Origin of the sequence: Brucella pseudogrignonensis, from assembly GCF_002252525.1 — a bacterium.
Lineage (GTDB): Bacteria > Pseudomonadota > Alphaproteobacteria > Rhizobiales > Rhizobiaceae > Brucella > Brucella pseudogrignonensis.
In genome coordinates this window covers 1-22,949 of the sequence record NZ_NNRM01000046.1, presented here as the reverse complement: position 1 = coordinate 22,949, position 22,949 = coordinate 1, and the positions used below count along the sequence as shown (strand labels likewise).

Sequence of the window (22,949 nt, the reverse complement as noted above, 5' to 3'; positions counted from 1 at the left end):
CAATCAACCGCAACACGCTCTCGTGTTCCGGATCAGCGTTTCAGATTGGGGAACTGCATCTATTCCGGCCAGACGACTGCGAAAACTTTCGCTGAATTGCTGATTTTCGTTTTTACTTTAAAAGCTTTTGATAGCGCTTGATAAGGCGATCGCGCTTGAGTTTTGAAAGGCGCTGAAGCCAGAAAATGCCGTCGAGCTGGTCAATCTCGTGTTGATGGCACACAGAGAGCAGGCCATCGGATTCTTCAGTCAGCTCCTTGCCATCGATATCCTGATAATGCAGATGAATGCGGGCATGTCTTTCAACATCGTCCACCACTCCTGGTATGGAGACGCTCCCTTCCTGATGACGGATTTTCTCATCGGAAGCCCAGGTGATTTCAGGATTGATATAGGTCTTGGCGCTGCCGGGGCCGGAAAGCTCAAGCACCACAACACGCGTCAGAACGCCGATATGCGGAGCTGTGATGCCGATGCCGGGTGCTGCGCGCAGCGTGTCGAGCAGATCCTGTGCGAGAAGACGCAGATCATTATCAAAGACGGTGACAGGTGCTGCTGCTGCACGCAAAGCTGCATCCGGAAATTTGACGATCTCTCTAACGGTCATTCTGCTTCTCTGCTCTTCGCTGTCTGCCGACTATGGAGCTGAGCAATGTCTTTATTTTGCAGAATGCGCAAGCGGGCACTGCAATATGCAGTGCCCGCCAGTGATTCAGAACGAGACTTACTTGGCGTTTAGGAAATCTGCGACTTCGAGCAGGATAAACTCGTTATTGGCAGCTTCGCCGATCTGGCGACCGCCCGAGAATGGCAGGTTATTGTCATTGGCGATCAGGATATGCGTATCGTCAACGCGCATCACGTCTTCAATGGTGAAGAACGGGAAGGTAAACTTGCCCTTGAGGTCGCGTGCTGCTGCGGTCTTCAGGATTGCCTTGTTGTCAGGGTCCTGAATGTCCATCAGATTGATATGACCGATACGATGGATGTAGCCGTCTGCGTCGATCTTCGATGTATCGACGAGAACGATGTTCTTGACCTTGGCTGGCAGCGGGTAGCAGGCCGAAAGATCGTCGGTCTTGCATTCAAGGCTTGGATCGCCTTCGCCATTGTCACGCTCGATGACCAGCGCACGGGTGTCGTCGATAAAGTTGAAATCGCCGATAGCGGTTGCGCCTTCAGCCAAACGGAAACGGTAGCTATTACCGGTCCATTCGCCCTTGCCGGTGTCGAAAGTGATGACGCGCAGGAAATCGCCTTCCGGCTTGCCGCTGTCGTCAAAAAGCGGCTTTTCAAGCATGGCCCAGAGCTGGTTGGTCTTTGGCTGCAATGCCATGCCTTCATAACCGCCCGAACGCTGAACGCGATAATCCTTGCCGGCAACGGCTGGCACGACGATGCCCGGTGTATCCGGTCCTGTCAGCTGCTTACCATCGAGCATGGTTGGATAGACGGCTTTCACGCGACCATCGAGACCAGCGCGAATGATGTAAGGGCCAAACTCATCACCAATCCAGATCTCGTCATTGAGATACTGAATGCTTTCCGGGTCAAAATCCGCACCCGTCAGGTAACGGCCATCGGTGCCTTCATAAGCGATGCGGAACGGCACTTTCTTGTCGGGATCGCGCATAAATACCGATTCCACGCGCTCAACCTTGCCGGTTTCAAAATCAGGCTTCATGCGGTGGAAGAACAGCAGTGCATCCGGGCTGTTGGCCTTGGTGCCAAAACCGTTGTCGGTCAGTGTGAAAATGCTGCCATCGGCTGCGCGGTTCATCGCGAAACCTGACATGCCCTGTACCGGCTGGCCGATGAAGGGAAGCGAGATGCCGGTGGTGTGGCTGCCATAGGCCTTGCCGACATCGCCCATGACGCTCATTGGCTTGTCATTGCGTGCCTTGCCGGTGAACTTGCCGGAAACCCAGGCGTCGCGGGGTGCATCGGCAGGCGGTGTTATCAGCGTCAGAGCTGGCAGATAGGCGTGACCTGCCAGTTTAGCGGTGAATGTCTCTTCAGCCATGGCCGGAGACGTCATAGCAATCGTGGCAATGGAAGCGAGAAGATAACCAAGGCGCATAAGGGACCCCCTAAATTGCGAAAACAAACGCAATGGTCCTTAAAGGGGCCCTGTGACGGGTGATTATCATCACGATTAAGGTTTGATGACAGCTGCTATGGAAGCTTGATGACGACGAACTGGGTAAACTGGTCGGCATTGAAATTATTGTCGGACGCGATCACCAGCGTTTTCGCACCATCAATTTCCGGACCCCATGTGATGGATTCGATATTGTCGATATCGAGGCCGAACGTTCCCTCATCAAGACGCAGCAAGAGTTCTTTCTTCATCGGTGTGGCTGCGATCCCCTCAAGCGATGATTTGCCGTTCACATCAGTCGCACCTTCGAAGGATGCGCGATAAATGCTGATCCGGTTGCCCACACCGTGAGCGTAGCTTCGCTCCACAGTGAGAAGATTCGGCCCATCCGTCATGAACTCGCTTAATCCATTGTCGTTCCAGAAAGGTGGCAGCGTTGCCTTTGCGAAAACCGGATCAGTTTCATAGACATGCTCGGCGGTTGCTTCGCCCGTTGCGATATCGAAGGAGATGATGCGCGACTTGCTGCCTTTATCAAACCTGGCAATCTCACCATCCTGAGCCAGAGCATTTTCAGTGCCTGCAAGCAGCGTCTTGCCGTCGGCTGTGATGGCGAGACTTTCAAAAGCCAGGTTGTTTCGCGTGCCACGCGTTTTATTCTCATCTGGCAAATAGGCTTCCGGCAGTTTGAATTCACGAACAAAGCTTCCATCGAGCTTCATTTCACGACCAGAAGGCTTGCCTTTGCGGTCGCCTTCGCTGGACCAGTAAAGCGTCTGGCTTTCAGGGTTGAAGCGAATGCTTTCCGCATCGACATCCTTGATTGCAAAAAGCTTTCCTTCGGCATCAAGCAGGGTGTTGGTTTCCAGAATATCCAGCCCGTGAATGCCGGATGCGTCGATATCAAGTTTAAGCTTGTAGAAACGGGCAGGTGCCTTTTCTGAACGGTCATCGGAAATCGCATAATAGACATTTTGGGCCGGATCGTAATCAAGGCCGGAAATGCCGCCAAACTCAATGCCATTGAGTTTCAGGCCGATAGGCAGAACAAACTCGCCGACCAAAGCGGGCACTTTGTCTTGCGCAAAGACAGGCAGGGCTGTGCTGAGCATAAGTGCGGTCAATGGAATGATCGAGAGCGTTTTGCGTATCATATGTCACCTGTCTGATTGATCCGCAGACAATTAGCTCAAGTTTTTTACACCTGCATGAATACCAGATTTTTTGGAAAATTATTATTTATAAACAATGAGATGGATCGAATAAGTTATTCTTGTGAGCCGCAAACTATTTGTTCAAAAGGGGAGTTGCCCTCTCAATAGCCGGCAAAGCAAGTTTTACCAATTAATCGGCAAACTGTTATACCAGTGTCATCTAGCTTTCTTATCTGACCCTCACACGCATTACACAGTGGGGATTTCTGATATGCGCAAACTGCTTCTTGCTCTCGCCTCAGCAACCATGCTGACGACTGCGGCTGGTGCTGCAACCGTCTATCCGATTGACCGGGCGACAATCCTTGTCAATTCGCCATTCGATTTCAAGGTTGAGTTCGATAAGGTCGTTAAGCCAGAGGACGTGAAAGTCACCGTCAATGGACAGGACTATGAAGCTGTATTTGGCAGCAAAGCCGAGTTTACCGCTGAAGAAAAGGGCGCAGAAGATAAGGTTCTGGGCTCTGCTCTTATTCTGCGCGGCCTGAAAATCGGCAAGGCTGGCGATTACAAGGTTGAAGTTTCTGCTGGCGACGAAACCAAGTCTGTCAATTGGGATGTCTATGCGACCGGCAATGAAGCCAAAGCCAAGAACATCATCTTCCTGATCGCTGACGGTCTTTCGGTTGCGCACCGCACCGGCGCGCGCATCATGTCGAAGGGCATGACTGAGGGTAAGGCCAATGGCCGCCTCAACATGGATGATATTCCACCTGTTGCTTTCATCGGCACGTCGTCGACCCATTCGATTGCGACCGACAGTGCCAACACCATGTCGGCTTATATGACGGGTCATAAGTCACGCGTGAATGCACTTGGCGTTTATGCCGATCGTACACCTGACAGCCAGGACGACCCGAAGGTTGAAACCATTGCAGAAGCAATGCGTCGTGAAACCAAGAAGTCCATCGGCATTGTTTCGACATCCGAACTTCAGGACGCGACACCAGCCGCGCTGGTCGCACATACGCGCAAGCGTTCCGACAAGGCTGATATTGTCGGCATGATGTATGACGTGAAGCCTGACGTTATTCTTGGTGGCGGTTCTGCTTACTTCCTCGCCAAGGACGTTCCGGGTTCCAAGCGCAAGGACGACAAGGATTATATCCAGCTGTTCAAGGATGCCGGATATGCGCTGGTCACAAGCAAGGACGAGCTTGCTGCATCGGGTGAGTCCAATCAGGACAAGCTGCTCGGTCTTTTCCATACCGGCAACCTCGATGTGACGCTTGATCGTGAGTTCCTCAAGAAAGGCACGGTTGACAAGTTCCCGAACCAGCCAGGTCTGGTGGAAATGACCAAGACCGCACTCGAAAAGCTCTCCAAGAATCCGGAAGGCTTCTTCCTGATGGTTGAAGGCGCATCGGTTGATAAGATGAGCCATCCGCTTGATTGGGATCGCGCGCTGGTCGAAACCATCGAGTTCGACAAGGCCGTTGGCGTTGCCCGCGAATTTGCCGAAAAGAACCCGGACACGATGATTATCGTCACCGGCGATCATACCCATGGCGTTGCCATCATTGGTACAGTCGATGATGAAAAGCCGGGCGATGAAATGCGCGAAAAGGTTGGCACTTACGATGCCGCCGGTTTCCCGAATTACGAAGACACCAATGGCGACGGTTATCCGGATCGCATCGATGTTTCGCGTCGTCTGTTCCTCGCCGCCAATAACGGCCCGGATCATTACGAAACCTTCCGTCCAAAAATGGATGGCGCCTTCGTGCCAGCCGTTAAGAACGAGAAGGGCGAATATGTAGCCAATGAGGCTTACAAGGATGTTCCGGGCGCAGTCTTCGTTCAGGGCAACATCCCTAAGGAAGATGACACCGGCGTTCACGCGGTCGATGACGTTGTTCTTCAGGCAACGGGTCCAGGTTCCGAGGGTCTGCGCGGCTATATGGAACAGAGCGATGTTTACCGTGTGCTTGCTGACACGTTTGCGCTCGGCAAGGCAAAGTCTGAGTAATCTTCGTTTGATCAAGGGCAGGCGGGTTTTCTGCCTGTCCACTTCTCTTCAGGAGGGCAAGATGCGCACAGGACTGCATTTCAATCGCAGGCAACTCATGCTTGGTGCATTGGCAACTGCGCCTTTGATGTGCATTGCAAACAGGGCACAAGCCGCAGAGCAGCTTGGCTTTGACAATCTGTATAAAAGTTTTGGCGTGCTGGGTCTGGAGTTTTCCGATCAGGTCAAAAATGCTTCCGGCAAGGAGGTGGCAATCAGCGGGTTCATGGCACCGCCACTCAAGGCTGAAGCCAATTTCTTTGTTCTGACCGAAATTCCGATGTCGATCTGCCCATTCTGCTCGTCGGATTCCGATTGGCCCGACAATATCATGGTTGTTTATCTGGCATCCAAACAGACATTCGTGCAGTTCAATGCGCCAATTCTGACGCGCGGCACGCTGGAATATGGTTCATGGACAGACCCTGAAACGGGCTTCGTCAGTCAGCTTCGTCTGCGTGATGCTTCTTTCAAAACGGTCTGATGATGATGCTTGCCAAGCCATCGGGCCTGTCGCTCGATATTACCGATCTGGAAGTGCGCTTTCCGGGGTTGGCTCTCCCTGTGCTTTCCATTGAAAAGTTTAGTCTGGTTGCAGGTGGTCATCTGGCAATTACCGGTGCCTCCGGCTCGGGGAAAAGTACGCTGGTCAACGCTATAACGGGTCTCGAACCTGTGAAAGCCGGCAAAGTAGTGTGGGGCGAAACGGCAATCAGCAGCCTGTCTTCTTTCAGGCGCGATGCGTTTCGTGCGCGCAACATCGGTCTGGTGATGCAGGATTTTCACTTGTTTCCCGGCCTTTCCGCACTGTCCAATGTGCTATTGCCGCTCAAGTTGAGTTTTGGGGTGAAGGCTGATGATCGCGCACGCGCGCTTCAATTGCTTCAAACAGTCGGAATAACCCGCCCCGATCAACATATCGAAACGCTGTCGCGCGGTGAGATGCAGCGCGTTGCTATCGCGCGTGCGCTTCTTTCTAAGCCCGGCGTGATCGTGGCCGATGAACCGACAGCAAGTCTTGATCAGAAAACCGGTGCCGATGTTGCCGAGCTTCTGGTGCGGCTTGCGACCGAAGAAAAGGCGACATTGGTTGTCGTCACGCATGATCCGCAGCTGATGCAATATCTGCAGCGCCGCATTCGCCTTGAAGGCGGAAGGATTGCAAGCGACAGCGCGGAGATGGAATTGTCATGATCGCATTCATTCTTGCCGATCTGCGCCGTTTCTGGAGTGGTGCCGTCGCCATCATCGTTCTGCTGGCTTTGTCAGTTGCATTAAGTTCGGTCGTAACCTTACAGGAACGGGCTGTGCGGCTTGGGACGGCGCGGGCATCTGACAAGCTTGACCTTGTGATCGGTGCTGCAGGAAGTGACACGCAGCTCACACTTTCGTCGGTTTTTTTGCAGCCGTCGCCTCTGCCGCTGATGTCGGGTGCGATGCTGGGCAAACTTGCCAATGACAAGCGCGTGGCCTTCGCAGCACCCATAGGCTTTGGCGATAGCGCGATGGGCTTTCCCATTGTCGGCACGACAACCGAGCTTGTTTCCGCCCTGTCACCGCAGCTTGCCGAAGGCACGATGTTCGCACGTCTGGGCGAGGCAATTATCGGTTCGGCAGTCGATCTAGCTGTCGGGGCTAAAGTCAATCCAATGCATGGTACGGCTGAGACCGGCGGACATGCACATACCGAGGTCAGCTATCATGTAGCTGGCAAAATGGCCCCGACCGGCACTGCATGGGATCGGTCCATTCTGGTTCCCATTCGCACTGTCTGGCAGCTGCATGGCATGGAAGCTCATGAAGAACACGAGCATGACGACCATGCTGAAAAGCCGGGTAACGGATTTGGTGTGCTGATCAATGAAAAGCCACATGACCATGATCACGAAATCGACGTCAATGCGCCGCTTGACGAGACTTTCGATGCCGATAGCCCCGGTGTTCCGGCTATTCTTGTAAAACCAAAGACCATTGCGGATGCCTATCGGCTGCGGCAGGAATATCGTTCTGATCGCACATTGGCGATCTTCCCGGCAGAGGTTCTCACAAGGCTCTATTCAACGTTGGGAGATGCCCGCAGCCTGCTGCTTGGTATCGCCATTGGTACGCAGGTGATTGTGGTCTTCGCCTTGTTGTTGGTTGCGGTCATGCATATAGGCGCGCGAAAACGTCAGATCGGTGCGCTGCGGGCGCTTGGTGCGCCGGTTCGCTCCATCGTGGCGATTGTCTGGGGCGAGTTGTTTTTCCTGCTGCTGCTTGGAATCTTTCTTGGGCTGGCAATCGGCTATGCGGCAGCGCGGGCCATCACATCATGGCTCACCGCAACAACAGCAGTCAGGATGCCGGTGGAATTTGCGATGAGCGATGTCTGGCTTGCTATTGGCTTTATTGCTGTTGCAGCGGTAGTTTCGCTGGTTCCGGCGTTGATGACGCTGCGCATGAGCCCGGCATCTGCTTTGCGTTCATGATCTAAAAAAGTGGTCGCAGCAACATTTCCAAACCAAGCAGCAGCAGACAGATCAGAAAGCCGCGTCTGAACATGACGGGACTGATTTTCCTGCGAATAACTTGTCCGGCCCACATTCCAGCGAGTGCCGGAACAATCGCCATAGTGGAGATTGCGAGTTGATCAAAAACCAGCGCTCCTTGAACCCCGAGCCCTAAAGCCAAAGCGATTGTCGATATGGTGAAGGACAGGCCGAGCGCTTGAACGAGTTCGTCTTTTTCAAGTCCAAGTGCTTGCAGATACGGTACTGCCGGAATCACAAACACGCCGGTCGCTCCGGCAATAAAGCCTGTGATCGCGCCTACGACCGGTGACAACCAGGTCTCAAGCTTCTGAGGGACCTTGAAGGGATGTGCCAGCAGTGTGAAGGCTGCATACAGGCTGAGACAGGCACCCAGTGTACCGGTCGTGATAGTGGTATCACCCTTCGTCAGCCAGGAAACACCAAGCATTGTGCCGACAATCATTGCCAGCATCATCGGCCATAACCGTTTGACCAGCGCGACCGAATTTGGTCCGGCAATCATCTGCCAGACATTGGTCGTGAAAGACGGCACCAGCAGCAGGCTTGCCGCTGCAAGTGGTGAGATCAGGCTGCCCAGCACGCCCATCGCCAGTGTCGGCAAGCCCATGCCGGTGATGCCTTTGACAATACCGGCAGCAAAGAACGTGGCTGCAATCGTCAATATCAGTGTCGTTGATAAATCAAACATGGCTTTGCATGGACCATCTCAGGCACTGGAACAATGTGGAAGTTCCGCAACATGGCTTCGGCTGGTCCGAAGCCTAATTATGCGATAGTCTTGCCTTATGCGCTTTGACCTGACTGATCTTCGCTTGTTTCTCGCTGTGGTAGATGCCGGCAGTATCACCCATGGTGCCGCCGATGTTGGCCTTTCGCTGGCGGCGGCCAGTGAGAGGCTGCGTGATATGGAAACGCTCAGCGAAGTGATGTTGCTTGAACGTGGACGACGCGGCATCACGACGACCGAAGCTGGCGATGCGCTGGTCCATCATGCGCGCGCGATCCTGCATCAGATCGCGCAGATGCGGGGCGAACTTGGCGAATATGCAAAAGGCCTGCGCGGGACAATCCGCGTTCTGGCCAATACTGCTGCGATGACGGAGTTTCTTCCGGCGCGGCTTTCTCCCTGGCTCGCACGCAACCCTCAGGCCGATATCGACCTGAAAGAGCGCCAGAGCATTCAAATTGCCAGAAGTATCGCCGGAGGTTTTGCTGAAATCGGTATTCTGTCCGATGCCGTCGATACCAGCGGATTGCATCTGCAACCCTTTGCCATTGATCGACTGGTGCTGATCAGCGCGCGGGATCATCCGCTTGCCCTACGCAACAGCGTCCGGCTCGACGAATTGCTCGACCAGCACTTTATCGCGCTCGGTACAGGCGCATTACAGGATCACATCGATGCACAGGCTCTGAAAATCGGCCTGCGGCTTAAAACGCGTATCAGGTTGCGGACCTTTGAGGGTATCTGCCGGATGGCGGGCGAAGGCGTGGGCGTTGCCGTCATACCGGAAACGGCGGCGCGGCGTTTCCGGCGATCTTCTTCGATAGCGATCATCAAGCTCTCCGACAGTTGGGCTACACGCCAGCTGGCAGTCTGTGTGCGAGATGAAACGACGTTAACGCCTCTGGCAAGGAGCCTGTTTGCACATCTGACCTCAGACGAGCGACAGGCCTGATGTTTTCTGCGAAACAACCGGACTTGCGGCTGTAATCAGCCGCTTGCCGGTGTCTGCGCTGAAAAAATGCAGCTTATCGGTGGCTGCCGTCAATTGCATATGAGCGCTGATCGGGATGTGAGGCGGAAAGGCTGCGGTTATCCGCTGCTCGCCAACCATACCATGAACGAGGCGTTGGGCGCCGAGTTCTTCGACATGATCGAGTGTGAAACTAAGTGCATTCACACCGTTCTGCGCCAGAACGAGATCCTCCGGTCTGATCCCCACTGTGAGCGGACTGGATGAGGGAAGACTGCCTGAAAGTTGCAGAACAGCTTCATTGATCATCAGACGGTTGCCGTCGAGCCGGGCATTGAGGAGGTTCATGGCTGGTGAGCCGATAAAGCTCGCGACAAAAGTCGAGGCCGGATTGTGATAAACCTCAAGCGGGGTTCCGATCTGCTCGATACTGCCCTTGTTCAACACGACAAGACGATGCGCGAGGGTCATGGCTTCGAGCTGGTCATGCGTTACATAGAGCGAGGTTGTGCCCAGCCGCCTTTGCAGTCGCTTGATTTCACCACGCATGGTGACGCGTAATTTGGCATCGAGATTGGATAGTGGTTCGTCAAAAAGGAAGACGGAAGGCTTGCGCACGATTGCGCGCCCCATGGCAACGCGCTGGCGCTGACCGCCCGACAATGCTTTCGGTTTGCGATCAAGAAACGGTTCGATCTCCAGCATACGGGCGGCTTCCGCCACGCGTGTTTCGATTTCGACCTTGGGTGTTTTGCGGTTGCGCAGGCCATAGGCCATATTATTATAGACGCTCATATGTGGATAGAGCGCATAGTTCTGGAACACCATTGCGATGTCACGATCAGCAGGTTCAACCTCGTTGACGATGCGTCCGCCAATGCTGACTTCACCACCTGAAATCTCTTCAAGACCAGCAACCATACGCAGCAGCGTTGATTTTCCGCAGCCTGACGGACCCACCAGAACGATAAATTCACCTGCACGGATATCGATGGATACGCCTTTCACGGCTTCCACTCCACCAGCATAGACCTTCTTGAGGTCCTTCATGATGATACCGGCCATTTTTCTCCATTTCCGCAAAGCGAAATGTCATGCGCTTTGCATCTTCAAATTTGAGATTTCAACACAGGACCAAAGCGCTTAATACTTTTCCTGATCCCGCTGTTCCAGCCAATCGGCGGTTGCTTTGCTGGCATTGCGCGCGGCATCTTCAATCGCTGCTCCCGCAAGCAGCGCGGATACGAGATTGGCGCTGAAATGGTCGCCCGCGCCGATCGTGTTTTTGACGACAGCGCGTTTCATGGGGGTGACATTCCTTATTTGCTCGCCATCATGAATGGTGATGGCGCGCGCACCGTCGGTCATCACGAGATGCTTCAGGCGGGAACCGCAGAAATGCTGTGCTTTGCGCCAGAGCGCATTGTCATCCAACTCCGGAAAATCGCCTTTTGAGCCGATCATGATATCCGCTGGTCGCGGCACGGAGGTCTCAGATAAGGGAAACTGAGACGCCACCAAACCTATTGAATCGAGCGCTTTAAGGATCGTCGCATCTGGGTTGAAGCAATTGATATAGGCAGCATCTGCTTTGACATCGCCATCAAGCCGGAACAATCGCATCGGTCCCTGGCTCGGTGTTAAAATCGTGCGTTCGCCTGAAGGCTCAAGCAGAATATCGGTGATGTGAGTGCCGCTATCTCGCTTGTAAACATGCTGCATGTCGAAGCCGAGTTCTGAGAGCTCAGAGCGGGCTGTATCACCAAGCGCATCATTGCCAAGCGAGCTGACCAGCGCCACCTCATGCCCCAGCGCCAGAAATGGTGAGCCGGTGAAATACCCACCGCCACCGAGCCTTGTCTCACGCTTTCCCCACGAAACGCGGGAGCCGGATTTGAGTGGCCCGTCCAGCTCCCAGATCCGATCATGGTTGAGATGTGCGATTACCAGAACACGCGCCATTATTTCTCTCCTGTGCCGGCAGAGAATGCTTCAACGATGTAACGTTGCGCCAGAAGAAACATGCCGAGTACGGGTAATACGGAGAGAAGGCTGGTCGCCATCAGTGGTCCCCATGGGGTTTCAGCGCCGTCCACATCAGCAAACATGGCAATGCCCGTGGTGAGTGTCTTTCGGCCGGTGTCTTCGAGGACGAGTTGCCCCCAAAGGTAGATGTTCCACGCGCCCATGAAAGAAATCACGGAAAGGGCTGCAATGGCTGGCAGCACGTTGGGTATGGCCACATCCTTGAACTGTTTCCAGATACCGCAACCATCAATGCGTGCTGCTTCAAACATTTCGTCGGGAAGCGAGCGGAACGACTGCCTGAAATAGAAGACGTAAAAGCCGATATAGGGGATCGAAGGGATGATCATGGCCCAATAGGTATCGAAGGCCTGTATCTTCACCACCGCGATATAGGTGGGAATGATCGCGAGAACCGTCGGAAAGGACATGGTGGCAATCACCACCCAGAACAGGAACTGTTTGCCGCGAAATTTCATTCGGGCAAAAGCATAGCCCGCAGGCAGGCTGATGATGAGTTTGCCTAGTGTAATGGCAGCCGATGTCACCACGGAGTTAAACAGCCACCACCAGATCGGATAACGATCCGCTGCAAGCTGGAAGTTCGATAAGGTGATCTGCTCGGGCCAGAACCGCAGCGCCTTCTGCGCAATCAGTTCGTTTGGTGTGAATGCAGATGTCACCATCCACAACAGTGGAAACAGCGTGATGAGCGACAGCACAATGAGAAGAATATGAAGTGTACCACGCTGGAGCGTGGCGCTGAGAGAATTTGCAGTCATTGATAATGCACCCGCTTTTCGCCGAAGCGGAACTGCGCCCAGGTGATGAGAAGGACTGCCACGATGATGATCATGGCCACTGCACTTGCTCTGCCAAACTGGAAGAACTGTAGGCCCTGCTGCCAGAGGAAATAAAGCAGATTGGAGCTTCTGCCCGCTGGTCCGCCACCCGTCAGAACGTCAACAACGCCGACAATATCGTCAAGCACCGAAAATACGGTTGTGACCGAAATGAAAAAAGCGGTCGGTGTAATCAGCGGCAGTTCGATGGTGAAAAAGCGCCGCCATGCGCCAGCACCATCCAGTCGCGACGCTTCGCGCAAAGACTGCGGAACATTGGCAAGCGCTGCAATCCACAACAGCATGTTGAGGCCGAAGCTTTTCCAGAACGTGACGACCGATACAGATAAGAGTGCGAGATCCGGATCGAGATGCCACATGGATGTCGGCAATCCGAACCAGACGAGAACTTCGTTGAAAAGCCCGTTGACCGGATTAAGCAGCCACGACCAGGCAACGCCTGCAACAGAATAGGCGAGGATGGTCGGCAGGAAGAAAGCGCCGCGATAGATGCGTTCGAGCTTGGAGCCCTGCACCGCATGGATCATCACAGCGATAATCAGCGGTAGAATAATCTGCGCCGGAACGAGAATGATGCAGTAAAGCACCGTGTTCCAGGCTGCGAGCCGGAAATCGGCGTCGGCAAACAAGCTTTTGTAATTGTCGAGCCCAACAAAGCTGACATCGGTTGAAAGCAGGTTCCAGTCAACAACCGACAGAACCGCCGAGGCGATGATCGGGCCATAAAGGAAAACAATGACGGAAAGGACGGCTGGCCCCGCGAAAATCCACGGAGCCAGCTTTGCAAACAGAGGTTTCGACATTTCGCGTCAGGCATCCACCAGCACGGTTGCAAGTTCGTCATGAGCCGATTTGAGGCCGGATTTGATATCCGTTTCTTTCAGCAACATGCGTGATACCCATTTGCGCCAGATGTTCTGGCCTTCAAGACCGCGCTTGCCCGGCCAGATGGTTTCGGCAGTCAAACCATCGGTAAGCTGACCCGCAGCAGGTTTCATGAAGTCGTTAATCAGCGGAATATCGTGAACGGATGTGTTGAGATAGCCAACTTCCGACCAGATCTTCTGACCCTCAGGCGAGGCGCAGAATTCAAGGAACGCAAGCGAAGCCTTGGCCTGTTCGTCATTCTTTGCATAGACAGCGAGGAAGTTTCCGCCGCTGTTCATGTTACGGGCATGGCCCGGAATGCCGGGGAAGCGAGCGGTGATTGCCTTGGCATTACCAAACGGGAAGCTGGCAGCGCGTGTCGAACTTGTGGTGCAGATCGCAAGCGCGCCAGCTTCAAAAGCGGCATCCTGCTCTTTGCCGCTGACGGGAGTCCAGAGCCCCTGATGGGCTGGCTGGCAGAAAAGTTCCATACCCTTTGCAGCCTCATCGCTGTTAAGCGCAAGCTTACCTTCGGGATCGATGATGTAGCCACCGGCATTCTGAATGAAGGACTGGCTGGTCCATTCATTGTTGGAAAGAGCCAGTGCTGACCGGTAGGTGGCATGTTTGCCCTTGAGCTTTTCATCAAGCGTGCGTGCAGCCTTATAGAGCCAATCTGTATCCGGATATTCCGGAAGGTTTGGATCAAGACCGGCTTCCGCCCAAAGAGCGCTGTTGATGAAGGTGATTGGCGTGGACATTGCCCATGGCAGGCCAATCACGGCATCGTCGATGGTGACCAGCGGCATCAGCGAAGGAACAAAATTCGCAATGATGGCCTTTGCCTTGGTTGAATCGATTTCGTTGAGATCACGGGCACCAAGGGTGCGGCGTGCGAAATAGCCGAACTTCCAGCCCGTTACCATGATTGCTGGCGGCTTGCCTGCAGCGATACCGGCAAGTGCCTTGGCAGTCGCTGTTTCATAATCGCCATCGAAGCGGTTGGTGACGGTGACGCCGGTCTTCAGTGCGTTGAAAGCGTCTACGACTTTCTGAAATGGCTTGTCCGGTCCCCAGATGCTGGAGATTTCAATTTTGGCGTCGGCGGAAAAAGCCGAAGAAATACCAAAGGTGCTTGTGGCTGCCAATGCAGCGGAGGCTGTCAGAAAACTGCGCCTTGAAAGTTCAACCATGTCCGTCACTCCTGTGTCCGATTTGGGCACAAACTATCGGGCGTGAATGACATGCGAATTGTGAGTTTCGACCGGCTCTTGCGCTATTTGCCCGTTTAATGACCGTTTTGGTGAGATTTTGTCGTATTCCTGTGAGGTAAGTTCGTTAGGTCTGCCGCGACGTAACAATGGCATGACCTCAAAATGGCACAAAGACCTCTTCGGCCCTCGGATCGGCAGGATCGAATCCGTGATCGTCTCATCAGACAGGGCGACACCACCTGCACGGAACTGGCGGGTATATTCTCGGTTTCAGAAGAAACCATCAGACGAGACCTCGCTTCGTTGGAGGAGAGGGGGCAAGCGATGCGCGTTCATGGCGGCGCGCGTGCCGTCACGGCAAAGGGGCTGCCGCATATCGACTTGCGTATCGGCGCCGATCGTGAAGCCAAGGAGCGAATTGCCCGGCTTGCCCACGGACTGCTTAAACCGGGTATGTCGGTATTTTTCAGCGGCGGTTCAACCGCCTTGGCCACCGCTTGGGAGGCGCGTCACGAACCACCGATCATCGCCACATCGCTGATGGTCGACATCATGATCGTCTTGTCGATGGGCGGACAGACTGATCTTACGCTTTGCGGCGGGCAATTCGACAAACATTCCCGTGCTTCCTTCGGTTTTGAGGCGATGGAAATCATCTCGCGTCGTGTTTTCGATATCGCCTTCATGGGGGCAAGCGGCTTTGATGTGCAGCGTGGATTACTTGGGCCGTCAGACAGGCATCTTCAGCTCGCGCAAGTGGTGCGCCGCCAGACAAGAAAATTCGTCGTGCTGGCGAGCCATACGGCGCTGCAAAGATCGGACAAGTTTTCGATCCTGCCAACATCGGGCATTGATCTGGTTATCACGGATCAGCCACCACCCAGTGCGGTTTATGCAGCGCTGGAAAGAGCAGGGGTGGAGATCATTTACTGATCTTGAAATCAGCCCGGACCAGAGGCGCCGGGCTGATATGTTTGTTTGGCAGTCTTATGACTGATGATGGCTGACAGACTTTTCTGCGTCTTTGGTTTTTACAAGCGATATGACAATGCCTGCACCAAGGATCGCAAACGTAATGCCGAGCGACCAGGACGGTGGGAATTTTTCCCAGCCCATCAGATCCGCAATGAACATCTTGGAGCCGATGAAGATCAGCAGGATCGACAGTGCATATTTAAGATAGGCGAAGCGATGCAGGATGGCTGACAGGGCAAAGAACAGCGCTCTCAGGCCAAGAATTGCGAAGATATTCGATGTGTAAACGATGAAGGGATCGGTGGTGATCGTGAAGACTGCCGGAACGGAGTCTACAGCGAAGATCAGATCCGCCACTTCGATCATGATGAGCGCCAGGAATAGTGGCGTTGCGAAGCGTACCATCTTGCCGGTTGCACTGTCTTTCAACCGTACGAAGAAGGCATTGCCGTGCAGTTCATCCGTGACACGCATGTGCTTACGGGCAAAGCGCAGCAGCGGGTTTCGGCTCATATCCGGTTCATCATCTTCACCCGAAAACAGCATCTTGATGCCGGTGATGATGAGGAAGACCGCAAAGAGATACAGAACCCAGTGGTAGTTTGCGACGATTGTGGCGCCGAGGCCGATCATGATGCCGCGCAACACGATAACACCGAGAATACCCCAGAAAAGGACGCGGTGCTGATATTTGCGCGGGATTGCGAAGAAGCTGAATATCAGCGCGATAACGAAGATATTGTCGAGAGCCAGCGTTTTCTCGACCACGAATGCGGTGAGATATTGCGCCGTGGCCTCGCTGCTCATCTGCCACCAGACAAAGCTGGAAAAGGCCAGTCCGAGTGTGATGTAGAAAGCCGACATTTTCAGGCTTTCGCCGATTTCGATCTCATGGTCCTCCTTGTTGAAGACGCCAAGATCGAGCACCAGCAAAGCCAGAACGATGCCGATAAACACCAGCCACATCCAGACCGGTGTTCCCATAAAGAGTGAAGTAAAGATTTCCATATCCAACCTCTGTTCAAATCTAACAAGGTCGGCTGGGGTTTACCGGGCTGACCTCGAGCTTGCTCGAAGTGGCCGACATCACGGTTTGGAAAAACCGCCAGAGGGGCCCGGTCCACTGGCTATCACTTAGGAAACGATTTTGCGGTTTCAAGCCAGGCTCTGATTATTTTTCGTACGATAGAGCAGTCTCACGGATTAAAGGTTGAAAGAACGCTGTTTTATACCGGCTTCTGGATAGCCTGCAGCAATTCGGCGGGATCAATCGGCTTATAAGCAGCATATAACCGCTCGCGGAGGCTTCACGCAGCCATTCAGGCGATGTATCGCCGGTGAGGATGGTCACTGGCAGCTCGTATCCAAACTGATCGAACAATCTGCGTGCGGCCTGTGTTCCTATCATGCCGCCCTCGAGGCGGTAATCTACGATGACAAGGTCTGCTTGAGAAGGTTTCGCTGTTTTATCAGCCTGCCAAGCGGCATATGTTTCGTCAGCGTTGCGCCCCGCATAGGCTCGGTACCCCCAAACGTCGACAAGCCCCGTGAGTGCATCAAGAACGGTGCTTTCGTCATCAATAATGAAAATGTTTCCACCCGTCTGAAGCGGGCTTCTGGCAGGCTTCTTCGGTTGGCGCTGGTCAACGACAAGCGGTACGACGATTGAAAACATCGATCCTTTGCCGGGTTGCGAGCAAAGCCGGATTGGATGACCGAGCAGCTCTGCTGTGCGTTTCACAATCGACACAGGCCGAGTCCCAGTCCTTTGTCGCGGTCACGTTCAGGAATATGCAGCTGCACGAATTCTTCAAACACTGTTTCGTGCTGGTTTTCGGCGATACCGAGCCCGGTGTGATAGACCTGAATTTCGATATTACTGTCTCTGAGACGACAGCCAAAGAGTATGCCTCCGCTTGTCGTGTAGCGAATGGCGTTGGCGATCAGATTGGCTATTGTCTGCCGCAGCATCATGGGGTCGCTGTCTGTATGAAGGTCACATCGGACCATTCTCAATCGAAGACCTTTGCTTTCGGCAAGGCCCGCACATTCGCTGTGAAGATTATCCTGTAATTCGCCAATCGAGATGGATTCGCGATTGGGCGTCACAATCTGGGCGTCGAGGCGTAAAACATCGAGCAATGCGTTGAGCAGATAGCTTAGATTGGCGACGACGTTTCTGATCTTTCCAGCAATATTAGCAGCGTCGGCGCCGTTGACATTTCCTCTGCCTGCGAGTGCTGCCAAGGTGGAATTGAAGAGGCCAAGTGCATGTACCGGCTGCCGGAGATCGTGACTAGCAGCTGCTAGGAAGCGCGTCTTTGCGCGATCGGCAGCTGCCACTCTGTCCCGTTCACTTTTGAGCTGATCAACGAGTGTCTCGTTTTCAAAGCGCAATCGGACCGTTTCGGTCAGTTCCCGCGGGGTCACACGCCCCATGACCCTTCATAAGTTCAAGAAACCGAAGAAAAAGTATATCTCAAGCAACATACCTCGAGTATAAATATGAGTGAAAATTTTGCATTGATCAATTATGTCCAAAAAATTACGACATGACAGTAAACCACTGCAATTCGGCCGTGTGAATAAATGCCGAATAAACTGACCATCTCACTCTGTCATCTAACACTGAATACAGTACTTCCAAAAATATCTTTATTGGTTGTAAGAGCCGTGCGCCAGATCCGACATTAAAAAGATGAAAGAGACTTATGTTTGGCGGCTTTGGAGCAGATTTGATTCTTGTGCCTAGTAGCGCTTTGAGATGATAGAAAAAGCCAATTTTATTTGCTCTTCTGTCAGGATCAGTCAAGAATTGTTGCGAATTGCATAGACTTGGTTCAATCCCGCAGGAATTCTGCGAATGGGTATAAATAGTCTTTGAGGGGTGGTTTCAGTAACTATTGTGGTGAAGTGGTGGCTGGCGACTATTTTGTCATGAGCTGATCAGGCTCGTGTGTTTAATTGACCGATATCCATGTAATTTCATAATTCGTCAGATCGCACTTATTTCAGAATAGCCTGAAAGCTATGGACACGGACCCTCGAAGCTCAGTTTCGGATTGAGGAAAGAGCCATGGTTGCAATCGTTACGAATAAGGCGAGCGGGAGCTCTCGCAGCGTCAGCGGTAATGAGATTACCCTTTCAGGTCCCAGCATCGTAAAAATCTCGTTGAATCCTAATGCTATCGCTGAATATCAGCGCGTTGGCGACGATTTACTTATTCGGCTGCACAATGGCGAAACAATTCGAATTGTACATTTCTACATTCATTATCAGAATGGCGAAGATAACGATCTTGTTCTGCAGGATGATGATGGAAAACTCTGGGCTGGGAACCATAGTGATGGTCTGGCCGATTTTGATTTCTCCGAGATTCAAACGGCGGATCAGCTTGCTGGAGGTGGTGGGGACTTCGGTCCGGTCCTGCTCGGGCTGGCAGGTTTGGGTGCGATCGGCGCTGCCATAGCGGCCGGTTCAGGAGGCGGAAGCTCTCGAGATGACAATGATGCCGATGCAGATTCGGACGCCGATGCTGATGCAGATGCAGACGCCGATGCGGACGCCGATTCAGATGCAGATGCAGATGCAGACGCTGATGCAGACGCGGATGCGGACGCGGACGCCGATGCAGACGCAGACGCGGATGCAGATGCAGACGCGGATGCAGATGCCCCTGACGCGCCTGGCGTTACTGTCGGTGAGGACGGTCGCACGCTCACCATTACCGGTGAGCCGAACAGCACTGCTACAGTTTACAATAAAGAAGGTGGAGTTATAGGCACCGTTCCTCTCTCCGATGAGGGTACGGCGACGTTTGTGCTGGAACCAAGCAATGGCCAGGAAGTCTCTGTCACGCTGACAGATGGTGCTGACAACGAATCCACAGGCACCCCAGCAGTACTTCCGGACACGCTTGCTCCGGAACCGCTCGCCGTCGAACTCGTCAACGATACGGGAATTTCGGGCGATGGAATAACCAGTGATGGAACTGTTTCCATTGATGGGCTCGAAGACGGCGGAAGATGGGAGTTCTCAACGGATGGAGGCGAGACCTGGCAGAACGGAGTAGGCAACAATTTCCAGGTCTCTGCAGGAGACTACGAGGACGGTCAGGTGCTTGTTAGGCAGTATGACACTGCAGACAATGTTAGCGAGAACGCTTCTCTTGGAGCAATATCGGTTATCGATATTGCTGCGGCTGACGATGACGCAACAGCGAATCTGGGAAGCCGGACATCAACTACCCAGCCTCCGATAAGCGACGAAAGCCTCGAAGTGCTCGGATTGTTGGATACTGGCACGCCGACCAATGGTATACCTGTGACTGTCGCCGCAGGTTCGACTGGCGATCTTTCAATAACTGTCACACAGACAGCTCTGATTGCGGTCGCAGACGCATTCAATATCGAACTTTATGACGCGAACGGCAATCTTGTGGCGGTTGCTACAACTGGGAATGATCCACTGATTGGAGATATTGCCGGCATAACCATCCTTGGACTAACCAGCGACAACACGCTCACGGCCAACTTCACTGGACTTGCGCCAGGTAATTACACAGTCGTAGTTCGAAAAGGTGAAAGTGCTCTTGGTACCTTGCTGGACGCTGACGGTAATGGAGTATCGCTGGAAGAACTTGGACAGGGTGGCGTTGTTCTGGGCGAGGAAAATCAGGCGCTGGTATTGGATGCCGTGGAAGACGCGCTTGGTCCGGTTCTGGGAGTGGCGGTCAGAGGCGTATTGGAAGTTACTTTGGGCACCGTCGATGCTCTAGGCGCGGGACAGCTCGTTGAAGTTCTTTCGACGGCCTTAGCAAATCTGGGACTTACTTCTGCTCTGGATCAAGTTTTGGGCGCGGTCGCGGACGCATTGCTTAGCAACACGTTGACGCTCCTTCAGGATACGTCTGTCACAGCTATCCTAACCGAACATACTTTCGCGAATGGAAACGCCCCTATTAGTGGTAATGTCATTGATCCAGACGGTGGCGTTGAGGGTGAAGCTGGCCAAGACAGTGTTGTGCCAGGAACGCAAGTGACACAGGTCGTCAACAGTGAAGGAGATATTGTCGAGATAGGCCCAGATGGGGCAACCATTCAAGGCCTTTATGGAACCTTGATTCTCCAGTCGGACGGTAGCTATACCTATACACCAAACGGAACTCCGGAGTCGGTTGGGCAGACAGACACGTTCACCTACACGATTTCGGATGGCATCAATACAGCGGAAGCGAATCTTTCCGTCGAGATCGACGGTGCGAGATTGGCAGCAGATACAGCGCAAGCCGGTATCGAATACGACTATCTCGTCACGGACGGTATCGATATTCCCAATGCTCTGAGTTATTCCTGGACCGCGGTGCTCGCGGGTGTACCTGTCTTACCAACCGGCTCACTAATAGGTCAAAGTTTCGAAGTTGACGCCAACACGACACAAGACGTCACTCTGAGTATCAACACCGGCAGCCTGCTTGCGCTTGGCAGTGGCGTTACTGTTTTCATTGACGTAAACACTGGAGGAAACAATTGGGTACCTTACGCGACTTACAATACTTCCCAGCTGTTAAGCTTGTTAGGCATCGGGGGCAATGGTGAAATATTGGTCTCGGGTATTCCTGAAGGCGACTATCGCGTGCGTACGGCACTAAACTTCAGCGTGGTGTCTGTTGCTGGGAGTGTTACGGTTGGCGTTGAATCTGAGATCAATCATCTGGATGAGTTCGTCCAAAGTCAGGTCTACAGTGCAAACGGCGATTTGTTTGAAAATGATCTTCTGAATGTCGAACCGAGTTCTTTGTCGATATCGACTGATGGTATCGATTTCACCGAAGTTCTGACCGGAGGATCTCTTACAGTGACAGGGTCGTTCGGATCACTGCTGATCAATTCCGATGGGACTTATACCTATACACCTGATGACCGGGCAACGTTCGGAACGTCGACAGACACATTCTACTATCAGGTTGAGGTAGATGGTCGGCTTGAAGAAGCGAGCCTTACCGTTGCTATCAACGGAACGCTCCAAGGTGAAGAGAATTTCGGTAATCCCGTAAACATTGCCTTTGAGTTGTCTGCATCTGACGCCGATGTAATTCCGATGCACGAACTTGCACCAATTGTAAATGAGAACGGAGACTCGGATGCAGATGCTGGCGAAACCCCAGCTCAGCATAGCCTGACAGAGGGCATATTGCTCGATGATGGCAGTGGTGAAGTGACATTGCCGTCAAGCAATGACCAGCCGTCCAGCGATGACAGTGCCACACAGACATCTGACACGGGTCTGGGTACGTCTCCAGTCGAGGAAACGGCCTCAGTGGATGATCCGCTCGGACATCTGGTGCCAGATCCGCTCACGCAGGAGGACGATCTTCATACGACACATACTGTCTGATCTATCAGCTTCCACCCTTCGCCGCTGAGTTCTTTGGCGGCGGAGGTTCAGATGACAGATCACCGGCCTTATTGCCGGTTATAATGGATAATAAATGCGAAAAATTCTGGTTTTAAGACGTTTCGCGACCATAACGTTTACTTCATGCCTTTTGGCTGCGTGCCAGATGTCTGCAAACAATCTTGCTTTGGGCGAGAAGACGCTGACGCAGTCAAAAAACACCGAGGCCTCACGGCCCCTGTCAATGGCGGGTTCAGCCCCCGTACCTGCTGTTGACAGGGCAAACGTGACAAGCGCCAGCACTCCCAAGGTGTCGGACCGTGGTTCCCTTACAATGGAAACCGCGGTCCGTCGCGCTGTCGGCTGGCATCCAACCATCAATGAAGCTTCAGACCGTATTTATCAGGCCGACGAACGGATCAGGGCGGCGCAGGCCGGTTATTACCCCAAGCTCAATGCCGGTGTGAATTCGGGCTATCAGAGCAATAATCGCGAAGGCTGGCGCCCACAGTTCAATGTTGCCGCTTCTCAATTGCTTTATGATTTTGGCAAGGTTTCGAGCGCGGTTGATACCGAGCGTGCTGGCAAGGAAATCAATCAGGCCCGTATGCTGCTTGCCGTTGATAATCTGTCAAGGGACACTGCCAGTGCGGTTGTCGAGGTCCAGCGCTATCGAAAGCTTTCGGCTCTGGCACAGGAGCAGGTCGAGGGTGTTAAGCGCATTGCGGGTCTGGTGAATGAGCGAACGGACAAGGGTGCAAGCACCATGTCCGACAAGGTTCAGGCCGATGCGCGTGTAGAAGCGGCGATGGCGACACAGTTTCAATATCAGTCGGAACTCAATCGCTGGCAGGTTGTGCTTGCTGCGATGATTGGGGGAGGAAGCGCAAACCCATCCTCGGACGTTCCTTCGTGGCTTGGCAAATCTTGTGACATTGCAGCACCCGATTGGGATCAGGTTCCGGCGATGCTGCAGGCCAAGGCTGAAAAAGAAGAGGCGGTCGCACAGTTGGCTGCGAGTAAAGCAGAGGCTTTCCCGACTGTTTCGCTTGAAGCG

At 53.4% G+C, this 22,949-nt stretch carries 20 protein-coding genes; 8 read left to right on the top strand and 12 right to left on the bottom strand.

Features of this window, described 5'->3' with window-relative positions; all coding sequences use genetic code 11:
• Window positions 1-112: 112 nt before the first annotated feature.
• From CEV34_RS21775 to CEV34_RS21765, 3 genes are all read right to left on the bottom strand, one after another.
• Entirely contained in the window at window positions 113-607 is a 495-nt protein-coding gene (locus tag CEV34_RS21775; RefSeq protein ID WP_007877481.1) for a peptide deformylase, read from the bottom strand.
• A 117-nt stretch (window positions 608-724) separates the two neighbouring features.
• Window positions 725-2,080: an esterase-like activity of phytase family protein gene (locus tag CEV34_RS21770; protein ID WP_007877483.1), complete on the bottom strand. Its 1,356-nt coding sequence runs from the start codon at window positions 2,078-2,080 to the stop codon at window positions 725-727.
• 95 nt (window positions 2,081-2,175) lie between these two features.
• Window positions 2,176-3,255 carry an esterase-like activity of phytase family protein gene (locus tag CEV34_RS21765; RefSeq protein ID WP_179253616.1) on the bottom strand — a complete coding sequence of 360 codons (1,080 nt, stop codon included), beginning with the start codon at window positions 3,253-3,255 and terminating at the stop codon, window positions 2,176-2,178.
• A gap of 271 nt (window positions 3,256-3,526) precedes the next feature.
• On the opposite strand from CEV34_RS21765, the gene CEV34_RS21760 reads away from it, so the two are divergent.
• From CEV34_RS21760 to CEV34_RS21745, 4 genes are all read left to right on the top strand, one after another.
• Window positions 3,527-5,284 carry an alkaline phosphatase gene (locus CEV34_RS21760; protein ID WP_007877488.1) on the top strand — a complete coding sequence of 586 codons (1,758 nt, stop codon included), beginning with the start codon at window positions 3,527-3,529 and terminating at the stop codon, window positions 5,282-5,284.
• A gap of 61 nt (window positions 5,285-5,345) precedes the next feature.
• Window positions 5,346-5,807, top strand: coding sequence for a hypothetical protein (locus CEV34_RS21755; protein ID WP_007877490.1), 462 nt, complete (start codon window positions 5,346-5,348; stop codon window positions 5,805-5,807).
• Window positions 5,807-6,517: an ABC transporter ATP-binding protein gene (locus tag CEV34_RS21750; RefSeq protein ID WP_007877491.1), complete on the top strand. Its 711-nt coding sequence runs from the start codon at window positions 5,807-5,809 to the stop codon at window positions 6,515-6,517. Before CEV34_RS21755 ends, CEV34_RS21750 begins: the two co-directional genes overlap by 1 nt.
• Window positions 6,514-7,791, top strand: coding sequence for an ABC transporter permease (locus tag CEV34_RS21745; RefSeq protein WP_094544482.1), 1,278 nt, complete (start codon window positions 6,514-6,516; stop codon window positions 7,789-7,791). The genes CEV34_RS21750 and CEV34_RS21745 overlap by 4 nt, the downstream gene beginning before the upstream one ends.
• A gap of 1 nt (window position 7,792) precedes the next feature.
• Here the strand turns inward: CEV34_RS21745 and CEV34_RS21740 are convergent, their stop codons facing one another.
• A complete protein-coding gene (locus tag CEV34_RS21740) occupies window positions 7,793-8,542 on the bottom strand; it encodes a sulfite exporter TauE/SafE family protein (RefSeq protein WP_094544481.1) in 750 nt (249 codons plus the stop codon).
• A gap of 97 nt (window positions 8,543-8,639) precedes the next feature.
• Between CEV34_RS21740 and CEV34_RS21735 the strand changes: the two genes are divergently transcribed.
• A complete protein-coding gene (locus CEV34_RS21735; protein ID WP_007877499.1) occupies window positions 8,640-9,533 on the top strand; it encodes a LysR family transcriptional regulator in 894 nt (297 codons plus the stop codon).
• On the opposite strand, the gene CEV34_RS21730 is transcribed toward CEV34_RS21735, so the two are convergent.
• The 5 genes from CEV34_RS21730 to CEV34_RS21710 form a co-directional block, all read right to left on the bottom strand.
• A complete protein-coding gene (locus tag CEV34_RS21730; protein WP_007877501.1) occupies window positions 9,513-10,616 on the bottom strand; it encodes a sn-glycerol-3-phosphate import ATP-binding protein UgpC in 1,104 nt (367 codons plus the stop codon). The two genes, CEV34_RS21735 and CEV34_RS21730, sit on opposite strands and share 21 nt — an antisense overlap.
• A gap of 78 nt (window positions 10,617-10,694) precedes the next feature.
• Entirely contained in the window at window positions 10,695-11,513 is an 819-nt protein-coding gene (locus CEV34_RS21725; RefSeq protein ID WP_007877503.1) for a PfkB family carbohydrate kinase, read from the bottom strand.
• Window positions 11,513-12,358, bottom strand: a complete 846-nt coding sequence (locus CEV34_RS21720) for a carbohydrate ABC transporter permease (protein ID WP_007877506.1) — start codon at window positions 12,356-12,358, stop codon at window positions 11,513-11,515. Before CEV34_RS21720 ends, CEV34_RS21725 begins: the two co-directional genes overlap by 1 nt.
• A complete protein-coding gene (locus CEV34_RS21715; protein WP_007877508.1) occupies window positions 12,355-13,242 on the bottom strand; it encodes a carbohydrate ABC transporter permease in 888 nt (295 codons plus the stop codon). The genes CEV34_RS21720 and CEV34_RS21715 overlap by 4 nt, the downstream gene beginning before the upstream one ends.
• Before the next feature lie 6 nt (window positions 13,243-13,248).
• Window positions 13,249-14,499 (bottom strand): extracellular solute-binding protein, encoded by a 1,251-nt coding sequence (locus tag CEV34_RS21710; RefSeq protein WP_007877510.1) that lies wholly within the window; start codon window positions 14,497-14,499, stop codon window positions 13,249-13,251.
• 183 nt (window positions 14,500-14,682) lie between these two features.
• Between CEV34_RS21710 and CEV34_RS21705 the strand changes: the two genes are divergently transcribed.
• Window positions 14,683-15,453, top strand: coding sequence for a DeoR/GlpR family DNA-binding transcription regulator (locus CEV34_RS21705; RefSeq protein WP_094544480.1), 771 nt, complete (start codon window positions 14,683-14,685; stop codon window positions 15,451-15,453).
• 54 nt (window positions 15,454-15,507) lie between these two features.
• On the opposite strand, the gene CEV34_RS21700 is transcribed toward CEV34_RS21705, so the two are convergent.
• From CEV34_RS21700 to CEV34_RS21690, 3 genes are all read right to left on the bottom strand, one after another.
• Window positions 15,508-16,503: a TerC family protein gene (locus CEV34_RS21700; protein WP_039860330.1), complete on the bottom strand. Its 996-nt coding sequence runs from the start codon at window positions 16,501-16,503 to the stop codon at window positions 15,508-15,510.
• Window positions 16,504-16,666: 163 nt separating this feature from the next.
• Window positions 16,667-17,245, bottom strand: a complete 579-nt coding sequence (locus CEV34_RS21695) for a response regulator (RefSeq protein ID WP_143853476.1) — start codon at window positions 17,243-17,245, stop codon at window positions 16,667-16,669.
• A complete protein-coding gene (locus CEV34_RS21690; RefSeq protein WP_051063953.1) occupies window positions 17,233-17,934 on the bottom strand; it encodes a sensor histidine kinase in 702 nt (233 codons plus the stop codon). The genes CEV34_RS21695 and CEV34_RS21690 overlap by 13 nt, the downstream gene beginning before the upstream one ends.
• A gap of 637 nt (window positions 17,935-18,571) precedes the next feature.
• Here CEV34_RS21690 and CEV34_RS21680 point away from each other — a divergent pair.
• Both CEV34_RS21680 and CEV34_RS21675 read left to right on the top strand, forming a co-directional pair.
• Window positions 18,572-21,892, top strand: a complete 3,321-nt coding sequence (locus CEV34_RS21680) for a BapA/Bap/LapF family large adhesin (protein ID WP_143853474.1) — start codon at window positions 18,572-18,574, stop codon at window positions 21,890-21,892.
• Between the two features lie 334 nt (window positions 21,893-22,226).
• Window positions 22,227-22,949: TolC family protein (locus tag CEV34_RS21675; protein WP_235819151.1), on the top strand; the 723-nt coding region annotated here is incomplete at its 3' end.